The organism is Streptomyces humi, assembly GCF_001005085.2.
In the GTDB taxonomy this organism is placed as follows: domain Bacteria; phylum Actinomycetota; class Actinomycetes; order Streptomycetales; family Streptomycetaceae; genus Streptomyces; species Streptomyces humi.
In genome coordinates, this window is the sequence record NZ_LBMU02000039.1 from 13,085 (window position 1) to 35,057 (window position 21,973).

Annotated in this window: 22 protein-coding genes; 17 read left to right on the forward strand and 5 right to left on the reverse strand. The window is 72.3% G+C overall.

Going from position 1 to position 21,973, the window contains the following annotated elements; translation table 11 throughout:
- Positions 1-63 precede the first annotated feature (63 nt).
- The 4 genes from alr (at position 64) to AAW13_RS17955 (ending at position 3,509) form a co-directional block, all read left to right on the forward strand.
- Positions 64-1,278 carry an alanine racemase gene (gene alr / locus AAW13_RS17940; RefSeq protein ID WP_046730612.1) on the forward strand — a complete coding sequence of 405 codons (1,215 nt, stop codon included), beginning with the start codon at positions 64-66 and terminating at the stop codon, positions 1,276-1,278.
- Positions 1,279-1,455: 177 nt separating this feature from the next.
- Positions 1,456-2,709 (forward strand): alpha/beta fold hydrolase, encoded by a 1,254-nt coding sequence (locus AAW13_RS17945; protein WP_046730611.1) that lies wholly within the window; start codon positions 1,456-1,458, stop codon positions 2,707-2,709.
- Positions 2,675-3,187, forward strand: a complete 513-nt coding sequence (gene tsaE / locus AAW13_RS17950) for a tRNA (adenosine(37)-N6)-threonylcarbamoyltransferase complex ATPase subunit type 1 TsaE (RefSeq protein WP_046730610.1) — start codon at positions 2,675-2,677, stop codon at positions 3,185-3,187. Before AAW13_RS17945 ends, tsaE begins: the two co-directional genes overlap by 35 nt.
- 130 nt (positions 3,188-3,317) lie before the next feature.
- On the forward strand, positions 3,318-3,509 hold the full coding sequence (locus tag AAW13_RS17955; RefSeq protein WP_046730609.1) for a hypothetical protein: 192 nt from the start codon (positions 3,318-3,320) through the stop codon (positions 3,507-3,509).
- On the opposite strand, the gene AAW13_RS17960 is transcribed toward AAW13_RS17955, so the two are convergent.
- The gene (locus AAW13_RS17960; RefSeq protein ID WP_046730627.1) at positions 3,506-4,069 is read right to left on the reverse strand and encodes a L,D-transpeptidase; all 564 of its coding nucleotides are present in this window, start codon (positions 4,067-4,069) and stop codon (positions 3,506-3,508) included. The two genes, AAW13_RS17955 and AAW13_RS17960, sit on opposite strands and share 4 nt — an antisense overlap.
- A gap of 148 nt (positions 4,070-4,217) precedes the next feature.
- Here AAW13_RS17960 and tsaB point away from each other — a divergent pair, with 148 nt between their 5' ends.
- From tsaB to AAW13_RS17980, 4 genes are read left to right on the forward strand one after another with little or no spacing between them, the layout of a single operon-like run.
- Positions 4,218-4,874: a tRNA (adenosine(37)-N6)-threonylcarbamoyltransferase complex dimerization subunit type 1 TsaB gene (tsaB, locus tag AAW13_RS17965; RefSeq protein ID WP_046730608.1), complete on the forward strand. Its 657-nt coding sequence runs from the start codon at positions 4,218-4,220 to the stop codon at positions 4,872-4,874.
- 17 nt (positions 4,875-4,891) lie between these two features.
- Entirely contained in the window at positions 4,892-5,410 is a 519-nt protein-coding gene (rimI, locus tag AAW13_RS17970) for a ribosomal protein S18-alanine N-acetyltransferase (protein ID WP_046730626.1), read from the forward strand.
- Complete coding sequence (gene tsaD, locus AAW13_RS17975) at positions 5,403-6,491, forward strand: tRNA (adenosine(37)-N6)-threonylcarbamoyltransferase complex transferase subunit TsaD (protein ID WP_046730607.1); 1,089 nt, start codon at positions 5,403-5,405, stop codon at positions 6,489-6,491. Before rimI ends, tsaD begins: the two co-directional genes overlap by 8 nt.
- Positions 6,488-6,751 (forward strand): hypothetical protein, encoded by a 264-nt coding sequence (locus AAW13_RS17980; protein ID WP_046730606.1) that lies wholly within the window; start codon positions 6,488-6,490, stop codon positions 6,749-6,751. The genes tsaD and AAW13_RS17980 overlap by 4 nt, the downstream gene beginning before the upstream one ends.
- A 147-nt stretch (positions 6,752-6,898) precedes the next feature.
- On the opposite strand, the gene AAW13_RS17985 is transcribed toward AAW13_RS17980, so the two are convergent.
- The gene (locus AAW13_RS17985; RefSeq protein WP_046730605.1) at positions 6,899-9,196 is read right to left on the reverse strand and encodes a beta-xylosidase/alpha-l-arabinosidase; all 2,298 of its coding nucleotides are present in this window, start codon (positions 9,194-9,196) and stop codon (positions 6,899-6,901) included.
- 135 nt (positions 9,197-9,331) lie between these two features.
- Here AAW13_RS17985 and AAW13_RS17990 point away from each other — a divergent pair, with 135 nt between their 5' ends.
- The 5 genes from AAW13_RS17990 (at position 9,332) to AAW13_RS18010 (ending at position 14,839) form a co-directional block, all read left to right on the forward strand.
- Positions 9,332-10,363: a LacI family DNA-binding transcriptional regulator gene (locus AAW13_RS17990; protein ID WP_046730604.1), complete on the forward strand. Its 1,032-nt coding sequence runs from the start codon at positions 9,332-9,334 to the stop codon at positions 10,361-10,363.
- A gap of 120 nt (positions 10,364-10,483) precedes the next feature.
- Complete coding sequence (locus AAW13_RS17995) at positions 10,484-11,827, forward strand: endo-1,4-beta-xylanase (protein ID WP_046730603.1); 1,344 nt, start codon at positions 10,484-10,486, stop codon at positions 11,825-11,827.
- A gap of 94 nt (positions 11,828-11,921) precedes the next feature.
- Positions 11,922-12,977: an LCP family protein gene (locus AAW13_RS18000; protein WP_046730602.1), complete on the forward strand. Its 1,056-nt coding sequence runs from the start codon at positions 11,922-11,924 to the stop codon at positions 12,975-12,977.
- Between the two features lie 190 nt (positions 12,978-13,167).
- Positions 13,168-13,524: a YciI family protein gene (locus tag AAW13_RS18005; RefSeq protein WP_046730601.1), complete on the forward strand. Its 357-nt coding sequence runs from the start codon at positions 13,168-13,170 to the stop codon at positions 13,522-13,524.
- A 52-nt stretch (positions 13,525-13,576) separates the two neighbouring features.
- Positions 13,577-14,839, forward strand: a complete 1,263-nt coding sequence (locus AAW13_RS18010) for an RNA polymerase sigma factor (protein WP_046730600.1) — start codon at positions 13,577-13,579, stop codon at positions 14,837-14,839.
- A 168-nt stretch (positions 14,840-15,007) separates the two neighbouring features.
- Here the strand turns inward: AAW13_RS18010 and AAW13_RS18015 are convergent, their stop codons facing one another.
- Positions 15,008-16,183 carry a THUMP-like domain-containing protein gene (locus AAW13_RS18015; protein WP_046730599.1) on the reverse strand — a complete coding sequence of 392 codons (1,176 nt, stop codon included), beginning with the start codon at positions 16,181-16,183 and terminating at the stop codon, positions 15,008-15,010.
- 90 nt (positions 16,184-16,273) lie between these two features.
- Between AAW13_RS18015 and AAW13_RS18020 the strand changes: the two genes are divergently transcribed.
- The 4 genes from AAW13_RS18020 (at position 16,274) to groL (ending at position 20,257) form a co-directional block, all read left to right on the forward strand.
- Entirely contained in the window at positions 16,274-17,191 is a 918-nt protein-coding gene (locus tag AAW13_RS18020; protein ID WP_079178853.1) for a polysaccharide deacetylase family protein, read from the forward strand.
- On the forward strand, positions 17,188-18,000 hold the full coding sequence (locus AAW13_RS18025) for a polysaccharide deacetylase family protein (RefSeq protein WP_071659591.1): 813 nt from the start codon (positions 17,188-17,190) through the stop codon (positions 17,998-18,000). The genes AAW13_RS18020 and AAW13_RS18025 overlap by 4 nt, the downstream gene beginning before the upstream one ends.
- A 213-nt stretch (positions 18,001-18,213) precedes the next feature.
- Positions 18,214-18,522, forward strand: coding sequence for a co-chaperone GroES (gene groES / locus AAW13_RS18030; RefSeq protein ID WP_004955293.1), 309 nt, complete (start codon positions 18,214-18,216; stop codon positions 18,520-18,522).
- 109 nt (positions 18,523-18,631) lie between these two features.
- The gene (gene groL, locus AAW13_RS18035; protein WP_046733104.1) at positions 18,632-20,257 is read left to right on the forward strand and encodes a chaperonin GroEL; all 1,626 of its coding nucleotides are present in this window, start codon (positions 18,632-18,634) and stop codon (positions 20,255-20,257) included.
- An 87-nt stretch (positions 20,258-20,344) separates the two neighbouring features.
- Here groL and AAW13_RS18040 read toward each other — a convergent pair whose 3' ends face one another.
- Positions 20,345-21,052, reverse strand: coding sequence for an ester cyclase (locus AAW13_RS18040; RefSeq protein WP_046733105.1), 708 nt, complete (start codon positions 21,050-21,052; stop codon positions 20,345-20,347).
- A gap of 69 nt (positions 21,053-21,121) precedes the next feature.
- Positions 21,122-21,895, reverse strand: coding sequence for an SDR family NAD(P)-dependent oxidoreductase (locus AAW13_RS18045; protein ID WP_046733106.1), 774 nt, complete (start codon positions 21,893-21,895; stop codon positions 21,122-21,124).
- Positions 21,896-21,973: the final 78 nt, after the last annotated feature.

The following is a 21,973-nucleotide window of genomic DNA, read 5'->3' on the forward strand; positions in this document are numbered from 1 at the left end:
CGAACCCCGTACCAGGGCCTGCGCCGGAGGGCCGGCGGGGGCCTCTGAGACACTGGGGGCGCGATGAGTGACACACCGACCGCGCGGACGGCGCGGACCGCGCCGACGGCGCCCCTGCGCGCCCGCGCCGAGATCGACCTGGCCGCACTGCGGGCCAACGTGCGGACCCTGCGCGCCCTCGCGCCGGGCGCCGCCCTGATGGCCGTGGTGAAGTCCGACGCGTACGGCCACGGTGCCGTCCGGTGCGCCCGCGCCGCCGTCCGGGCGGGCGCGGGCTGGCTCGGCACGGCCACCCCGGAGGAGGCCCTGGCGCTGCGCGCGGACCCGGAGCTGCCGGCGGACGTGCGCATCATGTGCTGGCTGTGGACCCCGGGCGGGCCCTGGCGGGAGGCCGTCGAGGCCGACCTGGACGTGTCGGTGAGCGACATGTGGGCGCTGCGTGAGGTCGTCGAAGCGGCCGGGCGGGCCGGCCGTCCCGCGCGTGTGCAGCTCAAGGCCGACACCGGGCTCGGACGCAATGGCTGCCAGCCCGCCGACTGGCCCGAGCTGGTCGGCGAGGCGCTGCGGGCCGAGGCGGCGGGCTCGGTCCGGATCACGGGCCTGTGGTCGCACTTCGCCTGCGCCGACGAGCCGGGGCATCCCTCCATCGCCGCCCAGCTCACCGTCTTCCGCGACCTGCTCGCGTACGCCGAGGGGCGGGGCGTGCGCCCCGAGGTGCGGCACATCGCCAACTCGCCGGCCACCCTCACCCTTCCCGAGTCCCACTTCGACCTGGTCCGCACCGGGATCGCGCTCTACGGCCTCTCGCCCAGCCCCGAACTGGGCGCCGCGGGCGACTTCGGGCTGCGCCCGGTGATGACGCTGTCCGCCTCGCTGGCCCTGGTGAAGCACGTCCCGGGCGGACACGGCGTCAGCTACGGGCACCACTACGTCACGCCCGGCGAGACCACCCTCGGGCTGGTCCCCGTCGGCTACGCGGACGGTGTCCCGCGGCACGCCTCCGGGACCGGGCCCGTACTGGTCGGCGGCAAGTGGCGGACGGTCGCCGGGCGCGTCGCCATGGACCAGTTCGTCGTCGACCTCGGCGGCGACGAACCCGAAACCGGTTCCGAGGCGGTGCTGTTCGGTCCGGGCGACCGCGGCGAGCCCACCGCCGAGGACTGGGCCCAGGCCGCGGGCACCATCGCCTACGAGATCGTCACCCGCATCGGAACCCGGGTTCCCCGCGTCTATGTGAACGAGGAACCGAATGGGCAAGAACCAGGGGACGGCGACTGACCTCCCGGGTTCGCCGGCGGCACGACCTGGTTACACCTGTTGGCGGCGGCATCGGTCATCGCGTCGGCATCACCCGTGCCGCCGAACCGGCGAACCGCGGTACGGCGAGCACGGCGCGTCAGGGCGAGTACGGCGGATCACGGCGAGTACGGCGAAGACGGCGAAGAGGAGCGGTACGTGAGCGAGAGCAGTGCGGAGGCCGTAGCGGACGCCGCGGCGGCCGTCGTCTCCGCCACGGGGGTGGACGGCAGCTGGCGCAAGGTGACCGGTATCGCCGGGGCCGCCATAGGGGTGCTCGCGGCCGGGGCGGCGGCCGGCGTCGCCCTGGAGCGGATGACCGTCGGCCGCGGGATGCGCCGCAAGGCCCGGCTCGCCCTCGACTCGGCGGGACCGTACGGCACCCTGCGCGGTACGCCCGGCAAGGCGCAGGCCGACGACGGCACCGAGCTCTACTACGAGGTCGACGAGGTGGAACCCGACACGGGTCCGGCCGTCTCCCCGCGCCGCCGCCGGCTCTTCGGCCGCAAGGCACCCGCGCCCGTCACCGTCGTCTTCAGCCACGGCTACTGCCTCAACCAGGACTCCTGGCACTTCCAGCGCGCGGCCCTGCGCGGGGTGGTGCGCACCGTGCACTGGGACCAGCGCAGCCACGGCCGGTCCGGCCGGGGCGTCGCCCAGCACGAGGAAGGCGCGCCCGTCACCATCGACCAGCTGGGCCGGGACCTGAGAGCCGTCCTCGACGCCGCCGCCCCCGACGGGCCGATCGTGCTGGTCGGGCACTCCATGGGCGGCATGACCGTGATGGCGCTGGCCGCGCAGTACCCCGAGCTGATCCGGGAGCGGGTCGTCGCCACCGCCTTCGTCGGCACCTCGTCGGGACGGCTCGGCGAGGTCAACTTCGGTCTGCCGGTGGCCGGCGTCAACGCGGTGCGCCGGGTGCTGCCCGGTGTGCTCAAGGCGCTCGGTACCCAGGCCGCGCTGGTGGAGAAGGGGCGGCAGATCACCGCGGACCTGTTCGCCGGGATCATCAAGCGGTACTCGTTCGCGGGCCGGGACGTCGACCCGGCCGTCGAGCGGTTCGCCGAGCGGATGATCGAGTCCACCCCGATCGACGTGGTCGCCGAGTTCTACCCGGCCTTCACCGACCACGACAAGACCGCCGCGCTCGCCCACTTCCAGGACCTGCCGGTGCTGGTGCTGGCCGGGGTGCGGGACCTCGTCACGCCCAGCGAGCACAGCGAGGTCATCGCCGACCTGCTGCCCGACGCCGAGCTGGTGCTGGTCCCGGACGCCGGGCACCTGGTCATGCTGGAGCACCCGGAAGTGGTCACCGACCGCCTCGCGGACCTGCTCACCCGCGCGGGTGCGGTGCCGGCAGGGGCTACGGTAAGTGGCTATGGAAGCACCAGCAGCACGGCACGACCGGGCTGAGACCGAGCTGATCATCACCTCCCCCGAGCAGATGCGGGAGCTGGGCCGCCGACTGGCCGGGTTGCTGCGCGCCGGTGACCTCGTGATGCTCAGCGGGGAGCTCGGCGCCGGCAAGACGACGCTGACACGCGGTCTGGGCGAGGGGCTCGGGGTGCGCGGCGCCGTCACCTCGCCGACGTTCGTCATCGCCCGTGTCCACCCGTCCCTCGACGACGGCCCGCCGCTCGTCCACGTCGACGCGTACCGCCTCGGCGGCGGGCTCGACGAGATGGAGGACCTCGACCTCGACGTCTCGCTGCCGGAGTCCGTGGTCGTCGTGGAGTGGGGCGAGGGCAAGGTCGAGGAGCTGACCGACGACCGGCTCGCCGTGCGGATCCACCGGGCCGTCGGGGACACCGTGGACGAGGTGCGGCACGTGACCCTGACGGGTCTGGGGGAGCGGTGGGCCGAGGTCGGACTGGGCGCGCTGTCCGCCTGAGGACCGTGTGAACGTTCCGACAAGGCGTCGGCAAGATATTGCGCCGGACGTATCGGGCGTGGTCACATGGTACCCAGTTCGTAGTTAGGTGTACCTAACCACGTCCGCCCCCGTACCTCAGGAGGCGCCAGTGTCCGTGTCCCAGTCCGAGGAGCGGCGACCGGTCGCGGTCGCCGTGGTGTCCATGCGCGAGCTGCTGGCGTCCTGCGCGGCCGCCGACGCGGTGTCCCGGCCGCCGAGAGCGCCCGACCCGGTGGCGGGGCCGGCCGAGCGGAGCCGTGTCGGGCAGGGTCGTGTCGGGCAGGGCCGCGAGGCCGCCTAGCGGATCACGACCACCTTCACGCCGATCGTCGCGAACGTCCACATCGCGTCGCCGTCGGGGCGGGTCTCGCGGATACCGCCCGTCCTCACCGTCGGGTCGGGGGCCTCCGCGGTGCCGCGCCCGGTGGCGGCACTGAAGCCGATCGCCGAGCCGTCCTTCGTCGTCGCGAAGCGGACCACGTGTTCGATGGGCAGACCGTCCGTGCCCGTGACCGCCTTCGAGCGCGACGTCACCCAGTAGGTGCCCGGGATGGGGTCGATCGTGCCGGGGGTCACCTTGAAGGTACGTGCCAGGCGGCCCCGCTCGTCGACCAGCCAGACCCGGTCGTCGTCCACCGAGTACACCACCCGTTCACCCGTTCCGGAGCTGTTCGGGAGCGCGTCCGGACGACCGGGGTCCCGGGGCGCCCTGGACGCCGGTGCGCCGGGCGCGGGGCTCGCCGCCGAGCCGCTGCCCATACCGGGCGGTACGGTGGCCCAGGCCTGGTAGGCGAGGAGTCCGACCGTGCCGACGGCCGCCGCGGTCAGGCCTGCCACGATCGCCGAGCTGGTCCCTGCCACGTGCGCCACCTCTGCCTGGTCGGACGTCTCACCGGACGTCTCCTCGGATGTCCCGCCGCATATGTCGTACTTCGTACCGACCGTAGCAGTCAGTGACCGTCCGTCCCCGACGGCCGTGCTCGCGGCGCCGGAGCCGTAGGCTGTTCGCGTGCTCTTGCTCGCTCTGGATACCGCCACCCCCGCCGTCACCGTCGCGCTGCACGACGGTACGGCCGTCATCGCCTCGTCGAGCCAGGTGGACGCGCGCCGGCACGGCGAGCTGCTGCTGCCGGCCGTCGACCGCGTCCTCGCCGAGGCCGGGGTCAAGCTGGACGCCGTGACCGCGATCGCCGTAGGCGTCGGGCCCGGCCCCTACACCGGCCTGCGGGTCGGTCTGATGACCGCCGACACCTTCGGGCTCGCGCTCGGGGTGCCCGTGCACGGCCTGTGCACGCTCGACGCCCTCGCCTACGCGGCCGACATCGGGAGCGGCCCGTTCGTCGTGGCCACCGACGCCCGCCGCAAGGAGGTCTACTGGGCGACGTACGCCGACTCGCGCACCCGGCTCACCGAACCGGCCGTGGACCGGCCGGCGGACATCGCCGGGAAGGTCGCCGGGCTGCCCGCCGTCGGCGCGGGCGCGCTGCTCTACCCCGACACCTTCCCGGCCGTGCACGAACCCGAGCACGTCTCCGCCGCGGCCCTCGCCTCGCTGGCCGCCGAGAGGCTGGCCGCCGGCGAGGAACTGCCCGCGCCCCGGCCGCTGTACCTGCGCCGGCCGGACGCCCAGGTGCCCAGGAACTACAAGGTGGTCACACCCAAGTGACCGCACAGCTGCGCGAGATGCGCTGGTGGGACATCGACCGGGTCCTGGAGCTCGAGAAGGACCTGTTCCCCGAGGACGCCTGGTCCCGGGGCATGTTCTGGTCCGAGCTGGCGCACGCGAGGGGACCGGAGGCGTCCCGGCGCTACGTGGTCGCCCTGGACGGCGACCGGATCGTCGGGTACGCCGGGCTGGCCGCCCAGGGCGGCGCGTCCGACAGCGGGGCCGCGGTGGGCGACGTCCAGACCATCGCCGTCCGCCGTGACCAGTGGGGCACCGGGCTCGGCGGGGAGCTGCTCACCGAGCTGCTGCGGGCCGCCACCGCCTTCGAGTGCGCCGAGGTCATGCTCGAGTGCCGGGTCGACAACATCCGCGCCCAGAAGCTCTACGAACGGTTCGGCTTCGAGCCCATCGGGTTCCGCCGCGGCTACTACCAGCCGGGGAACGTGGACGCCCTGGTGATGCGGCTGACGACGAAACCCGACAGTGGCTCCGCCGGCGGACCCACCTCCGAACAAGGAACCGAGATCAATGGCTGACGAACCCCTGGTCCTGGGGATCGAGACCTCCTGCGACGAGACCGGCGTCGGCATCGTCCGGGGCACCACCCTGCTGGCCGACGCCGTCGCCTCCTCCGTGGACGAGCACGCCCGTTTCGGCGGGGTCGTCCCCGAGGTGGCGTCCCGGGCGCACCTGGAGGCGATGGTCCCGACCATCGAGCGCGCCCTGAAGGACGCCGGGGTGAGCGCCCGGGACCTGGACGGCATCGCGGTCACGGCCGGCCCCGGCCTGGCCGGCGCGCTGCTGGTCGGCGTCTCGGCGGCGAAGGCGTACGCGTACGCGCTCGGCAAGCCGCTGTACGGAGTGAACCACCTCGCCTCCCACATCTGCGTCGACCAGCTGGAGCACGGCCCCCTCCCGGAGCCGACGATGGCCCTGCTGGTGTCCGGCGGCCACTCGTCCCTGCTGCTGTCCTCGGACATCACCTCGGACGTACGACCGCTCGGCGCGACCATCGACGACGCGGCCGGCGAGGCCTTCGACAAGATCGCCCGGGTGCTGAACCTGGGCTTCCCCGGGGGCCCGGTCATCGACCGCTACGCGAAGGAGGGCGACCCGGAGGCGATCGCCTTCCCGCGCGGCCTCACCGGACCCCGCGACCCGGCCTACGACTTCTCCTTCTCCGGCCTCAAGACGGCGGTGGCCCGCTGGATCGAGGCCAAGCGGGCGGCGGGCGAGGAGGTCCCCGTCCGTGACGTGTCCGCGTCCTTCCAGGAGGCGGTCGTGGACGTCCTGACCCGCAAGGCCGTGCGCGCCTGCCGGGACGAGGGCGTCGACCACCTGATGATCGGCGGCGGTGTCGCCGCCAACTCCCGGCTGCGCGCGCTGGCGCAGGAGCGCTGCGAGGCCGCGGGCATCCGGCTGCGGGTGCCGCGTCCGAAGCTGTGCACGGACAACGGCGCGATGGTGGCCGCCCTCGGCGCCGAGATGGTCGCCCGCAACCGGGCCGCGTCGAGCTGGGACCTCTCCGCGGACAGCTCCCTGCCGGTGACGGACCCGCACGTCCCCGGCAACCACGACCACGTGCACGAGGTCAGCAAGGAGAACCTCTACTCGTGAGCGTCGCGCTGATGTGGGAGGCGCGGGCGGCCGAGGGCCGGGGTGCCGAACTCCTCACGTGGGCGCGGGCGCAGCGGCTCGCGCGGGAGCCGCTGCGCCGGGAGACCTTCCGTGCCCCGCAGGACCGGGTCCTGGTGATCACGTGGTGGGAGGCGCCGTACCACGAACCGGACCTCCCCGAACTCCCGGACCCGCCGGACGGCCTACTGGCCCGCCCGGCCCACCGCTGGCGCTTCGAGCCGGTCGACCAGGGAGACTGACGGCGGGCCGGTCGTCGGAAGGGAACCGTGACCGGCGGGGTGCGGTCGGCGGTGGGGTGTGGTCGGCGGTGGGGCGCCGTCGCCGGCGGGGTGCGGTCGCCGGTGGGGCGCCGTCACCGGTGGGGTGCGGTCGGCGGTGGGGTGCGGTCACTCCACCTTCGTCTCGCACCGCAGCACCCGGTCCGGGCCCGGGCGCCGTACCGGGCCCGTCAGTCGCAGCCGCACCGTGGCCCGTGTCTCCGCGCTCGACGCCGCCACCCGCAGTTCCAGCGCCCCCGGCTCCACCACCCGTGCCCCGTCCCGGTCCGTGAACGCCGACAGGTCCGCGTGGAAGCGGAAGGTCACCCTTCTCGATTCGCCCGGAGCCAGCTCCACCCGCTGGTAGCCGATCAGCCGGACGTCCGGGCGGGTCACCGACGCCACCGGGTCGTGCAGGTACAGCTGCACGACCTCCGCGCCCGCCCGCTCGCCCGTGTTGCGGACCGTGACCGTCACGTCGTGGGAGCCGTCCGTGGCGATCTCGGCCGCCCCCGGGGACACCGGCTCCCACAAGAAGTCCGTGTACGAGCGGCCGTGGCCGAACGGGTACAGCGGGGTCGGGTCCAGGTTGCTGACCTCGCCCGCCAGGCCCAGCGGGGGCTGGAGGTAGGTCCAGGGCTGGCCGCCGGGCACCCGCGGGACGCTCACCGGCAGCCGCCCCGACGGGTTGACGCGCCCCGACAGCAGGCCCGCGACCGCCGGACCGCCCTCCTCCCCGGGGAAGAACGCCTGCACCACCGCGCCCAGCCGGCCGTGCCAGCGGCCCAGTGCGTACGGGCGCCCGGTGAGCAGGACCAGGACCACCGGCACGCCCGTCGTGAGCAGCGTGTCCAGCAGGTCGGCCTGGACGCCGGGCAGCGCGAGGTCCGTGACGTCGCAGCCCTCGCCCGACGTGCCCCGCCCGAACAGGCCTGCCCGGTCGCCCAGGACCGCCACGCACACGTCCGCCTCCGCGGCCCGGGCCACCGCCTCCTCGAAACCCGAGGTGTCCGGGTCCGAGACGTCGCAGCCCTCGGCGAACGTCACCTTCGCGTCCGGGAGTTCGGAGCGCAGGGACTCCAGGACGGTGGGGATGGAGATGCCCGGGTCCACCTCGGGGTGGTGGGTCAGCACGTGCGACGGGAAGGAGTAGCAGCCGAGCATGGCCAGGGCGTCGGCGGCCCGGGGGCCCACCACGGCGATCCGGGTGTCGGAGGGCAGGGGGAGGACACCGTCCGGGTTGTCCAGGAGGACCACGGACTCCTCGGCCAGCCGGCGGGCCAGGGCGCGGTTGTCCGCCGAGTCGAGGTCGACCGGACCTTCCCGCGGAGGCTCCCAGTCCTCGTCCAGCAGGCCCAGCTCGCACTTCTGCCGCAGCACCCGGCGCGCCGCCCGGTCGACCAGCGCCTCCGGGACGGTGCCTTCCGCCACGGCCGCCACCAGCGGGCGGCCGTAGCACTTCAGGGTGGGCAGCTCCACGTCGATGCCCGCGGCGAGCGCCAGGTGCGCCGCCTCCGCCTCCGTGCCCGCCACCCGGTGCAGGGTCTGGAGGAAGCCGATGCCGAAGTAGTCGGCGACCACCGTGCCCTCGAACTCCCAGTCGGTGCGCAGGAGGTCGGTCAGCAGCCGCGGGTCGGCGGAGGCCGGGACGCCGTCGGTGTCGTTGTACGCGGCCATCACCGAGCGGGCCCCGCCCTCCCGCAGCGCCATCTCGAACGGGGGCAGGGTGATGTCCGCGAACTCCCGGACACCGGCGCGGACCGGGGCCAGGTTGCGGGCGCCCGCGGAGGAGGCGTAACCGGCGAAGTGCTTGAGGGTGGCGACGATCCCGGCCGACTCCAGGCCCCGGACGTAGGCGGTGCCGATGGTGCCCACGAGGTACGGGTCCTCGCCGATGGTCTCCTCGACCCGCCCCCAGCGCGGATCGCGGACCACGTCCAGGACGGGGGCCAGGCCCTGGTGGACGCCGACCGAGCGGAGGTCCTCGCCGATGCGCCGGCCCAGCTCCTCGACCAGCGGCGGATCGAAGGCGGCGCCCCAGGCGAGCGGGACCGGATAGGCCGTCGCCTGCCAGGCCGTGAACCCGGCCAGGCACTCCTCGTGGGCGATCGCCGGGATGCCGAAGCGGCCCGCGGCGGTGATCCGGCGCTGGGCGCGGGCCAGTGCGCGCGCGCCCAGCGCCGGGGCCACCGGGGCGGTGCCGAAGGAACGGGTCAGCTGGCCGAGGCCGAGGGTGATCAGCTCGTTCCAGTCGTAGTCGGCGGTCATCTCGCGTTGCAGCGGGGCGACTCCGTCGCCGTCCGAGGCTGCGCCCACCCACACGCCGTAGAGCTGGGCGGTCTTCTCCTCCAGGGTCATCCGGGAGAGCAGGTCGTCGACGCGGGTGGCGACGGGCAGTGCGGGGTCTCGCCAAGGAGCGGTGGTCATGAAACTCCCGTCTTCGCTTTCTGCGGGTTCTGCTGCGAACGCTGCGAATGTTTCGTACCACACACCGAATGTTCCGGGAACCTATGGCGTGCGCAGGTCTTCGTCAAGGGGGAGCGCAGGGATACGATCGCGGGCATGACGCCTTCGAAGCCCGCAGAAACGCAGACGGCGACGCTCGCCGAAATCGCCCGTGAGGCAGGCGTGTCCGCTCCGACTGTTTCGAAGGTCCTCAATGGACGTGCCGACGTCGCCCCGGCCACCCGCACCCGCGTCGAGGAACTGCTGCGGGCCTACGGCTACCGGCGGCGCCGCGCCGAGGCCTCCCGTTCCCCGCTGATCGACCTGGTCTTCCACGAACTGGAGAGCGCCTGGGCGATGGAGGTCATCCGAGGGGTGGAGAACGTGGCCCGGGACGCGGGTCTGAGTGTCGTCCTCTCCGAGTCCGCGGGGCGGCTGACCCCCGGGCGGACCTGGGCGGACCAGGTGGCGGCGCGTCGGCCGCACGGCGTGGTGCTGGTGCTGTCGGGGCTCGACGAGTCGCAGCGGGCGCTGCTGCTGAGCAGGTCGATCCCGTTCGTGGTGATGGACCCGGCGGGGGACCCCGGCCCGGACGTGCCGTCCATCGGCGCCACCAACTGGCAGGGCGGCCTGGCCGCCACCCGGCACCTCGTCGAGCTGGGGCACCGGCGCATCGGCGCCATCAGCGGACCGTCCCGGATGATGTGCAGCCGGGCCCGCGTGGACGGCTACCGGGCCGCGCTGGAGACCGCCGGGCTCCCCGTCGACCAGGGGCTGATCAAGGCCGGCGACTTCCACCACGACGCCGGCTACCGGCTCGGCCTGGAGCTGCTGCGCATGCCCGACCGGCCCACCGCGGTCTTCACCGGCAACGACCTCCAGGCCCTCGGGCTGTACGAGGCCGCGCGCGAGCTGGGGCTGCGCATCCCGGAGGACGTGAGCATCGTCGGGTTCGACGACCTGCCGGTGGCCCGCTGGGTGGGGCCGCCGCTGACGACCGTACGGCAGCCGCTGACCGAGATGGCCGAGGCGGCGGCGCGGCTGGTGCTGGAGATGGGGCGCGTGGAGGAGGCCACCACGGCGACCCGGGTGGAGCTGGCCACGAGTCTGGTGGTGCGGTCCAGCACGGCGGCCCCCGCGACGGGGTGACGCGGGCGCAGGGCGAGGCGGGCTTGGCCAGAAGTTGACGTATTGACGGGTGGTGCGGCCGCGCCCACACTCCTCCGAAGCCAATCGGTTGCACGACCGAAACTTTCGGAGGCACCCGCGATGAGATCTCTGAGACTCGGCTTACCCCTCGCCGCACTGTTCACCGGTGTGGCACTGCTCTTCACGGCTCCCACGGCGCACGCCGCCGACACCCCGCTGCGCGACCTCGCCGCGGCGCAGGGCAAGGTGATCGGCACCGCGGTGACCGGCTCCAAGCTCACCGGGACGTACGGCGACCTCGCCGGCGGCCAGTTCAGCTCGCTGACCCCCGGCAACGCCATGAAATGGGGGACGGTCGAGCCCACCCAGGGCACCTTCAACTGGACCGAGGCCGACCAGATCGTCGCCTTCGCCCAGGCCCACGACCAGCAGGTGCGCGGCCACACCCTGGTCTGGCACAGCCAGAACCCCGGCTGGCTGACCAACGGCACCTGGACCTCGGCCCAGCTCGGCAGCCTGCTCCAGAACCACATCAGCACCGAGGTCGGCCGCTACAAGGGCGAGATCGCCGCCTGGGACGTCGTCAACGAGCCCTTCAACGAGGACGGCAGCTACCGGTCGACGATCTGGTACAACGGCCTCGGCTCCGACTACATCGCCAACGCCCTGACCTGGGCACACGCGGCGGACCCGGCCGCCAAGCTGTACATCAACGACTACAACGTCGAGGGCGTCAACGCGAAGAGCACCGCCCTGTACAACCTGGTGAAGTCCCTGAAGGCGGCGGGCGTCCCGATCGACGGGGTGGGTCTCCAGGCCCACCTGATCCTCGGCCAGGTCCCGGCCACCCTCCAGCAGAACATCCAGCGCTTCGCCGACCTGGGTGTCGACGTGGCGATCACCGAGCTGGACGTCCGGATGGCGCTGCCGTCCGACAGCACGAAACTCGCCCAGCAGAAGGCCGACTTCAAGTCGGTGGTGGCCGCGTGCGTCGCGGTGAGCCGGTGCGTCAACGTCACCGTGTGGGGCTTCACCGACTCCGACTCCTGGGTGGACAGCACCTTCCCGGGGTACGGGGCGGCGACGCCGTACGACGCGAACTACGCGCCGAAACCCGCGTACCACGGCATCGCGGAGGCGCTCGGCGGGACCACGACGACACCGCCGACCGGCGCCTGCACCGCCGCCTACGCCGTGAGCAGCCAGTGGAACACCGGGTTCACCGGGCAGGTGACGATCTCGTGCTCCGGGGCCTCGCTGACGTCGTGGAAGGTGAACTGGACGTACGGCGCCGGACAGCAGATCACCCAGGCCTGGAACGCCACCTGCACCCAGTCGGGCGCGTCCGTGTCCTGCGCGAACGCCTCGTACAACGGCACGGTCGCGGACGGGAGTTCGGTGACCTTCGGGTTCAACGCGTCCTGGACCGGGAGCAATCCCGTGCCCACGGTGACCCTTGGGTAAGCAGGGACTGAGAAGCGTGAGATTTTCCGAAGAAATCCCCTTCACCGCGCTTCCACTAACACTCCCCTAATAATTCGGACTTACGTTCCTGCCCGTGACGGGACACGAGGAGCAAGACGAAGCGGGCAGACGGGTGGGCCGGCGGTCGCGCGTGCTGAAGATCGTCGGCCTCACCCTGGCGGGGGTCGTGACGCTCGGCGTCGCGGCCGCGGGGTGGGCCTATGTGCACCTCAACGACAACATCAAGAGCGTCGACATCAACAGCGCGCTCGGGGACGACCGGCCGGCGAAGGCGGTCTCGACACCGACGGCCGCCGCGTCCGCCTCCGCGTCCCCGCTGCCCACCGGGTCCGTGAACATCCTGGTGCTGGGCTCGGACTCGCGCAGCGGCAAGGAGAACGAGAAGCTCGGCGGGGGCAGCAGTTCGGGCGCCCGTTCCGACACGGCGATGGTGGTGCACATCGACGCGGGCCGGACCTCGGCGACCGTGGTCAGCATCCCGCGCGACACCCTGGTCACCCGCCCCTCGTGCCCACTGTCCTCCGGTGGTTCGACGGCGGTCGCCTACAACTCGATGTTCAACAGCGCCTACTCGGTGGGCGGGGCGGTGTGCGCGGTGAAGACGGTCGAGTCGATCACCGGCGTACGGATGGACCACTACCTGGAGATCGACTTCTCGGGCTTCGCGAAGCTGGTGGACGCGCTCGGCGGCGTGACCGTCACGACCGGCCAGGACATCGACGACGACGACAGCCATCTGCACCTGAAGAAGGGCACCCACCACCTGGACGGCACGCAGGCCCTCGCGCTCGCCCGCACCCGGCACGGCATAGGCGACGGCAGCGACCTCGGGCGGATAGGCCTCCAGCAGAAACTGGTCAAAGCCCTGCTGGACCGGATCGCCGCCATCAACCTCCTCACCGACCCGGCCAGGCTCTACGAGGTCGCCGACGCGGTCACCTCGTCCCTCACCACCGACACCGGCCTGGACTCGCTGAGCGAGCTGATGCGCCTCGGGCAGAGCCTGAAGGGGCTGACCTCCGACAGCGCCAGAACGGTGATGATGCCCGTGGTGACCGCACCCTCCGATCCCAACCGGGTGGTCGCGAAGGAACCGGCGGCGAGCGAGCTGTGGGAGTCGCTGCGGTAGCCACCCTGCCGCCCGCTGCCGCCCGCTGCCCCCCCCGCTGCCCACCTCAGCTGTCGCCCGCTGCCGTCCCGGCCGCGGGCGCCGGAAAAAAACTTCGGGGAATCTCGGCGGGCGTGTCGAACCCGGCGTTCCCCGTTCGACGCAAGGGTGAGATGCGGGGAGAGACCCCGCGGGAACCCGAGGAGTCACCATGCCCCGTTACCTGTCGCTCGTGCGGATCGACGAGAACTCCGCCCCCGCCGAGGGCCCCAGCGAGGAGCTGATGCAGCGGATGGGCGAGCTGATCGAGGAGATCACCAAGGCGGGCGTGATGCTGGACACCGCCGGTCTGACGCCGTCCGCCGCCGGCACCCGCGTGCACTGGGAGGGCGGGCAGATCTCGGTCACCGACGGGCCGTTCACCGAGTCCAAGGAGGTCGTCGGCGGCTACGCCATCATGCAGTGCAAGGACAAGGCCGAGGCCCTGGAGTGGACCAAGCGGTTCCTGAAGGTCCACGAGGAGTTCTGGACGGTGACCTGCGAGGTGCGGGAGATCGCCGAGGGCTGACCTTCCCGACCTTCCTGGCGTACGGCCGACGGTGGGTGTTGCATGGGGGGCTGTGAGCACACAGCCCCCCGCAGAGGCCGACGCCCGCCACGCCATCGAGACCGTCTTCCGCCTGGAGTCGCCCCGCGTGATCGCCGGCGTCGCCCGGGTCGTCCGGGACGTCGGCATCGCGGAGGAACTGGCCCAGGACGCGCTGGTCGCCGCCCTGGAGCAGTGGCCCCGGGACGGGGTGCCGGACAACCCGGGCGCCTGGCTCATGGCCACCGCCCGGCACCGCGCCGTCGACCTGGTCCGGCGCCGGGAGAACTACGCCCGCAAGCTCGCGGAGATCGGCCGCAGCACGGAGACGGCCGTCCCGCCCGAGGAGATCGCCGACCCGGACGACATCGACGACGACCTGCTCCGCCTGGTCTTCACCACCTGCCATCCGGTGCTGTCGCCGGAGGCCCGCACGGCGCTCACGCTGCGCCTGCTCGGCGGCCTGAGCACGGCCGAGATCGCCCGCGCCTTCCTCGTCCCGGAGCCGACGGTCGCCCAGCGGATCGTCCGCGCGAAGCGCACCCTCGCGACGAAGGACATCGCCTTCGAGGTGCCGTACGGACCCGACCGCGAGGCCCGGCTCGGCTCGGTCCTGGACGTCATCTACCTGATCTACAACGAGGGGTACGCGGCCACCGCGGGCGACGACTGGCTGCGCCCGTCGCTGTGCGAGGACGCGCTGCGGCTGGCCCGTGTGCTGTCCGCGCTGATGCCGAAGGAGCCGGAGGTGCACGCCCTCACCGCGCTCCTGGAGTTCCAGTCCTCCCGGGCCGCCGCCCGCACCGGTCCCGACGGTGAGCCGGTCCTGCTCAGGGACCAGAACCGCCGCCGCTGGAACCGCATGCTCATCGCGCGCGGCATCAGGGCCCTGGCCCGCGCGGACGCCACGACGACGGGTGCTCCCGGGCCGTACGCCCTCCAGGCGGCCATCGCGGCCTGCCACGCGCACGCGTACACCTACGAGGAGACCGACTGGCCGGCCATCGCCACCCTGTACCGGCTGCTCGCGGCCCGCTCGCCGTCCCCGGTCGTCGAGCTGAACCGGGCGGTGGCCGTGTCCATGGCCCAGGGCCCGGAGCCGGCCCTCGTGATCGTGGACGCGCTGGCGGCCGAACCCGCGCTCCGCGACTACCACCTGCTGCCGAGCGTGCGCGGCGACCTGCTGAACCGCCTGGGCCGTACGGCGGAGGCCCGTACCGAGTTCGAACGAGCCGCCGGACTGGCCCGCAACGAACGCGAACGCGTCCTGCTGCTGCGACGGGCACGAGGGCTCTGAAAGCAGGGGCCCCGGCGAGCGCCCTTCAGGGGCGCGGGGAACCGCGCGACCAGCCATGACGGCGCGGCGGACGCTCGACGCCACTTCACGCCACTTCACGCCACATCACGCGACATCAGACCAATCACGCCACTTCACGCCACTTCACGGCACATCGCGGCGCCCCGCTCAGGGCCGGCCCGGCCGGCCCAGCAGCATGGTCGGCGCCCCCGCCACGCGGGTCAGGAACACGGTCGCCGCGTTCCGCCCCTGCGGCTTCGGCAGGGCCTTCCGGCGCAGTTCCTCCGGCTCCACGGCCGACCCGCGCTTCTTCACGGTCAGGTTCCCGACCCCGCGCTCCCGCAGCAGGGCCTTCAGCTTCTTGACGTTGAAGGGCAGCTCGTCGGTGATCTCGTAGGGCGTCGCGTAGTCCGTGTGCCGGAGTCCGTCGGCGGTGATGTACGCGATCGTCGGGTCGACCAGGCCGCCGTCCAGCTCCTCGGCCACCTCGGCAACCAGGTGGGCGCGGATGACGGCGCCGTCCGGCTCGTACAGGTAGCGGCCGACCGGGCGCACCCGCGGGTCGGGCAGCCCTCTGCCGAGCAGGGTGCGGGGGCCGGGCAGCAGGGTGGCGCGCACCGCGCCCGGCTCGGTCCCGAACCACAGGACCGCCTCCTTGACGTCGCCCGCGTCCGAGATCCACTCCGCCTCGGCGTCCGCCGGGACCGCCTCGTGCGGGATGCCGGGGGCGATCTTCAGGGCCGCCACCCGTGCGGCCGAGGCCGCCGCGACCGCCCAGGACAGGGGCGGTGAGTACGCCTCCGGGTCGAAGATGCGGCCGCGGCCGCCGCGGCGGGCCGGGTCGACGAACACGGCGTCGTGGCCGGCCGTGTCCACCTCCGTGACGTCGGCCTCCCGGACCTCGATCAGGCCGGCGAGCCCGAGCGCGTCGGCGTTGGCGCGGGCGGCGGCCGCCGTCAGCGGGTCCCGGTCCACGGCGAGCACCCGGATCCCGGCCCGCGCGAGGGCGATCGCGTCACCCCCGATCCCGCAGCACAGGTCGGCGACCGAGGTCACCCCGAGCGCCGTCAGCCGCCGGGCCCGGTGGGCGGCGACGCTCGCCCGCGTCGACTGCTCGACCCCGTTCGGGGTGAAGAACATGCGTTCCGCGTCCGCGTCCCCGAACTTCGCCGCCGCCCGCTGCCGCAGCCGGGCCTGGGCCAGCGCCGCCGACACCAGCTCGGCGGGGTGTCCGCGGCGCAGCCGGGTGGCCACCGCGAGTTCGTCGGCGGGCGCGGTGCCGCGCACCTCGTCGAGGAGGGCGCGGCCCTCGGGGGTGAGAAGGGGGGAGAGGAGGTCGTTCACCGGGTCATTGTCGGCCAGTCGGTGGATGGTTCGCCTCGGACGGAGGTGTCTGCCCCGGTTCCGGGCGGGGGCCTGGAAAGATCCGACGCCATGCGAGCAGTCGTACAAAATGACAAAAACAGGTCCAAGAGGGGCGGAGTACGAAGGAGCGGAGTGCTGCTCTCGGTCCTCGCCCTCTCCGCCGGTGCCGTCGTGTGCGGCTGCGCCGGACCGCAGGAGGGGCCCGATGTCCGCCCCGCCGCCGGCCAGCAGGCCCACCGGGCGGCGGCCCCCGCCCCCGACTCCCACGCCGCCCTGGTCGCCGCCGCCCGGCGCTGGGGTCTTGACGCGGTCCCGCTGCGGCCCCCGGCCCCGCCGAAGCACAGACCGCGGATCACCGCTCGCGACGGGTTCGAGGTCGACGGACAGGTGGAGGACGACCTGCCGCCGGTCTTCACCACGATCCCGACCCGGCAGAAGGTCGTCTTCCTCACCATCGACGACGGCGCGAACAAGGACCCGGCCTTCCTGCGGATGATGAGCGAGCTGAAGATCCCCTACTCGGCGTTCCTCAGCAACTACCTGGTCAAGGACGACTACGGCTTCTTCCGCAGGATGCAGGCCGAGGGCCACACCCTCAACAACCACACCCTGACCCACCCCTACCTGCCGGGCCTGTCCTACGAGGAGCAGAAGCACGAGATCTGCGGCATGCAGTCGATCATGGAGAAGCAGTTCGGCCGGGCGCCGACGGTCTTCCGCCCGCCGTACGGCAACTACAACGGCGACACCCTGCGCGCCGCCAAGGCCTGCGGCATCAAGTACGCGCCGATCTGGGACGAGGAGGTGTTCGTCGACCACTGGGAGTACCGCGACTGGGACCGCAGCCTGCACCCCGGCGACATCGTGCTCACCCACTTCCGGGGCCGGGACGACTGGGACGGCACCATGGTCGACGACATGCGGCGCTTCCTGAACAAGGTCACCCGTGACGGCTACGCGGTGGCGCGCCTGGAGGACTACCTGTGAGCCGACCGGGGGCGACGGCCGCGCTGCTGACCGCCGCCCTCCTCCTGTCGGCCTGCGCCCCCTCCGTCGACCCCATCGAACGGCTCGGCATGAAGGCGGCCGACCGGGTACGGCCGCACGGTCCGGCAGGGCCCCAGTCGTACCGTCGCTGGGGCCTGAGCGCCCCGCTGTCCCCGCCCCCGCACCCGCCGCACCCCCCGTCCCGCCCGCTCGCCCTCCGGGCGGCCCTGCCTCCGGTCGTCGACCGCGTCGCCACCGCCGACCGGGTGGTGTTCCTCACCTACGACGACGGAGCCGAGAAGGACCCCCGTTTCGTGGACATGGTCCGCGAACTGCGCCTCCCGGTCAGCCTGTTCCTCACGGACAGCGTGGTCGGCCCCGGCTACGGCCACTTCGCCCGCCTCCAGTCGGTCGGCGCCAGCGTGCAGAACCACACCCTCGACCACCCCGCCATGCCCGGCCTGCCCTACGCCGGCCAGCGTGCCGAGATCTGCGGCCAGCAGGAGAAGCTGAAGTCCCGCTTCGGCATCCGCCCCCGCCTCTTCCGGCCGCCCTACGGCACCTACGACACCACCACCCTGCGGGCCGCGGCCGACTGCGGGGTCACGGTGGTGGTGCTGTGGCGGGCGGCCATGACCCCGGACGGCATCACCTACCGGGGGCGGGACAAGCAGCTCCGGCCCGGCGACATCATCCTGGTGGGCCCCGACGAGGCCATGGGGCCGGCCCTGAGGGAGCGCACGGCCCGGCTGCTGCGCCGGGTCCAGGCGAGCGGCCTGACGGTGGGGCGGCTGGAGGACTATCTCTGAGCGGGCCCGACGGTCATTTCGCGCGCCGCGCCGCACGTAATTGGCACTCCGCTTGACCGAGTGCTAATCGCGGTCATAGTCTCGGCTCTGGCACTCGGCAGATGAGAGTGCCAACAACGCGACGGGCAGGTCCGGCACCCGCGACGACGGATCCACCTGGTCGCCACCTCAGACAGTTAACCCCGTGAGATCTCCGAAGGGGGAGGTCGGATCGTGACGACCGCCAGCTCCAAGGTTGCCATCAAGCCGCTTGAGGACCGCATCGTGGTCCAGCCGCTCGACGCCGAGCAGACCACGGCCTCCGGCCTGGTCATCCCGGACACCGCGAAGGAGAAGCCCCAGGAGGGCGCCGTCCTCGCTGTGGGCCCGGGCCGTTTCGAGAACGGCGAGCGCCTGCCGCTCGACGTCAAGGTCGGCGACGTCGTGCTCTACAGCAAGTACGGCGGCACCGAGGTGAAGTACAACGGCGACGAGTACCTCGTCCTCTCGGCTCGCGACGTGCTCGCGATCATCGAGAAGTAATTCACCCAGTTCTAGTGGACTGCGCCCCTGGCCCCGCGACTCTGTGTAGCCGGGCGCCGGGGGCGCAGTTCGTTTCTTTCAAGCTTTCCGAGAGGGCTGAACCGCTCCCATGGCGAAGATCCTGAAGTTCGACGAGGACGCCCGTCGCGCCCTTGAGCGCGGCGTCAACAAGCTTGCCGACACGGTGAAGGTGACGATCGGCCCCAAGGGCCGCAACGTCGTCATCGACAAGAAGTTCGGCGCTCCCACCATCACCAACGACGGTGTCACGATCGCCCGCGAGGTCGAGATCGAGGACCCGTACGAGAACCTCGGCGCGCAGCTGGTGAAGGAGGTGGCGACCAAGACCAACGACATCGCGGGTGACGGTACGACCACCGCCACCGTGCTCGCCCAGGCGCTGGTCCGCGAGGGCCTGAAGAACGTCGCCGCGGGTGCCTCCCCGGCCGCCCTGAAGAAGGGCATCGACGCCGCCGTCGCCGCCATCTCCGAGGACCTGCTCGCGACGGCCCGCCCGATCGACGAGAAGTCCGACATCGCCGCCGTCGCCGCGCTGTCCGCCCAGGACCAGCAGGTCGGCGAGCTCATCGCCGAGGCGATGGACAAGGTCGGCAAGGACGGTGTCATCACCGTCGAGGAGTCCAACACCTTCGGTCTGGAGCTGGACTTCACCGAGGGCATGGCCTTCGACAAGGGCTACCTGTCGCCGTACTTCGTGACGGACCAGGAGCGCATGGAGGCGGTCCTGGAGGACCCCTACATCCTCATCAACCAGGGCAAGATCTCCTCCATCGCGGACCTGCTGCCGCTGCTGGAGAAGATCATCCAGGGCAACGCCTCGAAGCCGCTGCTGATCATCGCCGAGGACGTGGACGGCGAGGCCCTGTCCACCCTCGTGGTGAACAAGATCCGCGGCACCTTCAACGCGGTCGCGGTCAAGGCCCCCGGCTTCGGTGACCGCCGCAAGGCGATGCTCCAGGACCTGGCGATCCTCACCGGCGCCACGGTCATCTCCGAGGAGGTCGGCCTCAAGCTCGACCAGGTCGGCCTGGACGTGCTCGGCTCCGCCCGCCGCGTCACCGTCACCAAGGACGACACCACGGTCGTCGACGGTGCCGGCAACTCCGCGGACGTCACCGGCCGCGTCGCCCAGATCAAGGCCGAGATCGAGAACACCGACTCCGACTGGGACCGCGAGAAGCTCCAGGAGCGCCTCGCGAAGCTGGCCGGCGGCGTGTGCGTGATCAAGGTCGGCGCCGCCACCGAGGTGGAGCTGAAGGAGAAGAAGCACCGTCTGGAGGACGCCATCTCCGCGACCCGCGCCGCGGTCGAGGAGGGCATCGTCTCCGGTGGTGGCTCCGCGCTCGTCCACGCCGCGAAGGTGCTGGAGGACGGCCTCGGCAAGACCGGCGACGAGGCGACCGGTGTGGCCGTCGTCCGCCGCGCCGTCGTCGAGCCGCTGCGCTGGATCGCCGAGAACGCCGGCCTCGAGGGTTACGTCATCACCTCCAAGGTCGCCGAGCTCGAGAAGGGCCAGGGCTTCAACGCCGCCACCGGCGAGTACGGCGACCTGGTCAAGGCCGGCGTCATCGACCCGGTCAAGGTCACCCGCTCCGCCCTGGAGAACGCCGCCTCCATCGCCTCCCTGCTCCTCACGACCGAGACCCTGGTCGTCGAGAAGAAGGAAGAGGAGGAGCCCGCGGCGGCCGGCCACTCCCACGGCCACGCCCACTGAGCACCGTTCCGACGCTGCACGAAGCCCCCGTCCCCGGTCGTCCGCCGGGAGCGGGGGCTTCGCCCCTCGCGGGCTTTCACTGTGGTCTCAGTTCTCCAGCGCGTCCAGTGCTCCGAGCCGGCCCATCAGCCCGAGCCGGTCGTACTGCCACCAGCCCTCGGCGATCTTCCCGCTGTCGTCGAAGCGGTGCACGGTGGTGCCGGTCATGCTGACCTGGCGTCCCGCGTTCGGCAGTCCCAGGAACTCGCCCTTCTGCACCCCCGTCCAGATCCACCGGCTGCACACCCGGTCCTCCTGGGTGATCTGGTCCTCGACCAGGAACGTGAAGTCGAAGGCGTTCCGCCACATCCCGAGCTCGCGCCGCAGCGCGTCCATGCCGATGGTGTCCTGGTCGTCGGCCGGATCATGGCCGTGGTAGCCCTCGGCCACCAGACCGTCCAGCGGGGCCAGCGGGCCGGACGCGGCGACCGTCTCGAAGAACCGCCGCGCGGTGTCGGCGTACATCCGCTCGTCGCGCACCACGTCCAGATCGGTGAACTTCGGCATCTGGTCGCAGAGCGCCAGCATCTCGTGGAAGACCTCGTCGGTCTCCGGGAGCCGTGAGTTCCGCATCGCCTCCTCGTACGACGGGAACTCCACGATCTCGACGACGTGCGACGCGTCGGAGCGGTCCATGCCGACCACCGCGTGCGTCGCCGTCCGTTTCCCCTTGGTCTGCTCGACCCATCGGTCCAACAGCCGGTCCAGCTCCTCGAACCGGCTGGTCCTGCACTCGATGACCTGCATGAACGTCATACCGCAGCCTCCGGCCCCCCTGGGTCCGGTACCGTCACGCCCATTTTCCCACCGGCCCGGCCGGCGCTCCTACTGCGGCCCGTACTTGCGTCCGGTCCGCGAGCTGATGCCGCCCACCAGATTGCGCGGGGCCATCTTCGCCAGGCCCGTCAGCACCTTGTAGCGGGGATCCGGGACCGACAGCGACTTGCCGCGGGCCAGGTCGGCGAGGGCCGCCGCGACCAGTTTGTCGGCGTCCAGCCACATCCAGCCGGGGATGTTGTCGGTGCCCATCCCGGCCCGCTCGTGGAACTCGGTCCGCACGAACCCGGGCGCCAGCGCCATCAGACGCACCCCGCTGCCCGCCAGATCGCGCGCCGCGCCCTGGGTGAACTGCACGACCCACGCCTTCGAGGCGCCGTACGTACCGCGCGGCACGAACGCCGCCACCGACGCCACGTTCACGACACCGCCGCGCCCGCGCTCCCGCATCGCCTCGGCCGCCGCCGACGTCAGCCGCAGCACCGCCTCGCAGTGCACCTTGAGCATGCGCAGCTCGTCGGCCATGGAGACGTCCAGATAGCGGCCCTTGTTGCCGAAGCCCGCGTTGTTGATCAGCAGGTCGACGGGGTTCCTGCGGTCACCGAGACGGGCGGCGACCGACTCGATGCCGGCGTCCTCGGCGAGGTCGGCGGTGAGCACCTCCGCCTCGATGCCGTGCCGGTCGTGCAGCTCGGTCGCCTGTTCGCGCAGCCGTTTGGTGTCCCGCGCCACCAGGACGAGGTTGTGCCCGTCCGCCGCCAGCCGCCGCGCGAACGCGGCACCGATCCCCGCGGTCGATCCCGTAATCAGAGCCGTTGTCATGGCCCAAGGGTAGTTACCCGGACTGCCCGGGTCCGCTGTGCGCACCAGCTCTCCCGAAGGATGGAGCGCCGGTGAAGG

Excerpts from the sequence above, each read along its gene's own strand:
- alr (WP_046730612.1), top strand. The coding sequence starts at position 64 with ATGAGTGACACACCGACCGCGCGGACGGCGCGGACCGCGCCGACGGCG.
- tsaE (WP_046730610.1), top strand. The coding sequence starts at position 2,675 with ATGGAAGCACCAGCAGCACGGCACGACCGGGCTGAGACCGAGCTGATC.
- rimI (WP_046730626.1), top strand. The coding sequence starts at position 4,892 with ATGCGCTGGTGGGACATCGACCGGGTCCTGGAGCTCGAGAAGGACCTG.
- tsaD (WP_046730607.1), top strand. The coding sequence starts at position 5,403 with ATGGCTGACGAACCCCTGGTCCTGGGGATCGAGACCTCCTGCGACGAG.
- AAW13_RS17985 (WP_046730605.1), bottom strand. The coding sequence starts at position 9,196 with ATGACCACCGCTCCTTGGCGAGACCCCGCACTGCCCGTCGCCACCCGC.
- AAW13_RS17990 (WP_046730604.1), top strand. The coding sequence starts at position 9,332 with ATGACGCCTTCGAAGCCCGCAGAAACGCAGACGGCGACGCTCGCCGAA.
- AAW13_RS17995 (WP_046730603.1), top strand. The coding sequence starts at position 10,484 with ATGAGATCTCTGAGACTCGGCTTACCCCTCGCCGCACTGTTCACCGGT.
- AAW13_RS18005 (WP_046730601.1), top strand. The coding sequence starts at position 13,168 with ATGCCCCGTTACCTGTCGCTCGTGCGGATCGACGAGAACTCCGCCCCC.
- AAW13_RS18020 (WP_079178853.1), top strand. The coding sequence starts at position 16,274 with ATGCGAGCAGTCGTACAAAATGACAAAAACAGGTCCAAGAGGGGCGGA.
- groL (WP_046733104.1), top strand. The coding sequence starts at position 18,632 with ATGGCGAAGATCCTGAAGTTCGACGAGGACGCCCGTCGCGCCCTTGAG.
- AAW13_RS18040 (WP_046733105.1), bottom strand. The coding sequence starts at position 21,052 with ATGACGTTCATGCAGGTCATCGAGTGCAGGACCAGCCGGTTCGAGGAG.
- AAW13_RS18045 (WP_046733106.1), bottom strand. The coding sequence starts at position 21,895 with ATGACAACGGCTCTGATTACGGGATCGACCGCGGGGATCGGTGCCGCG.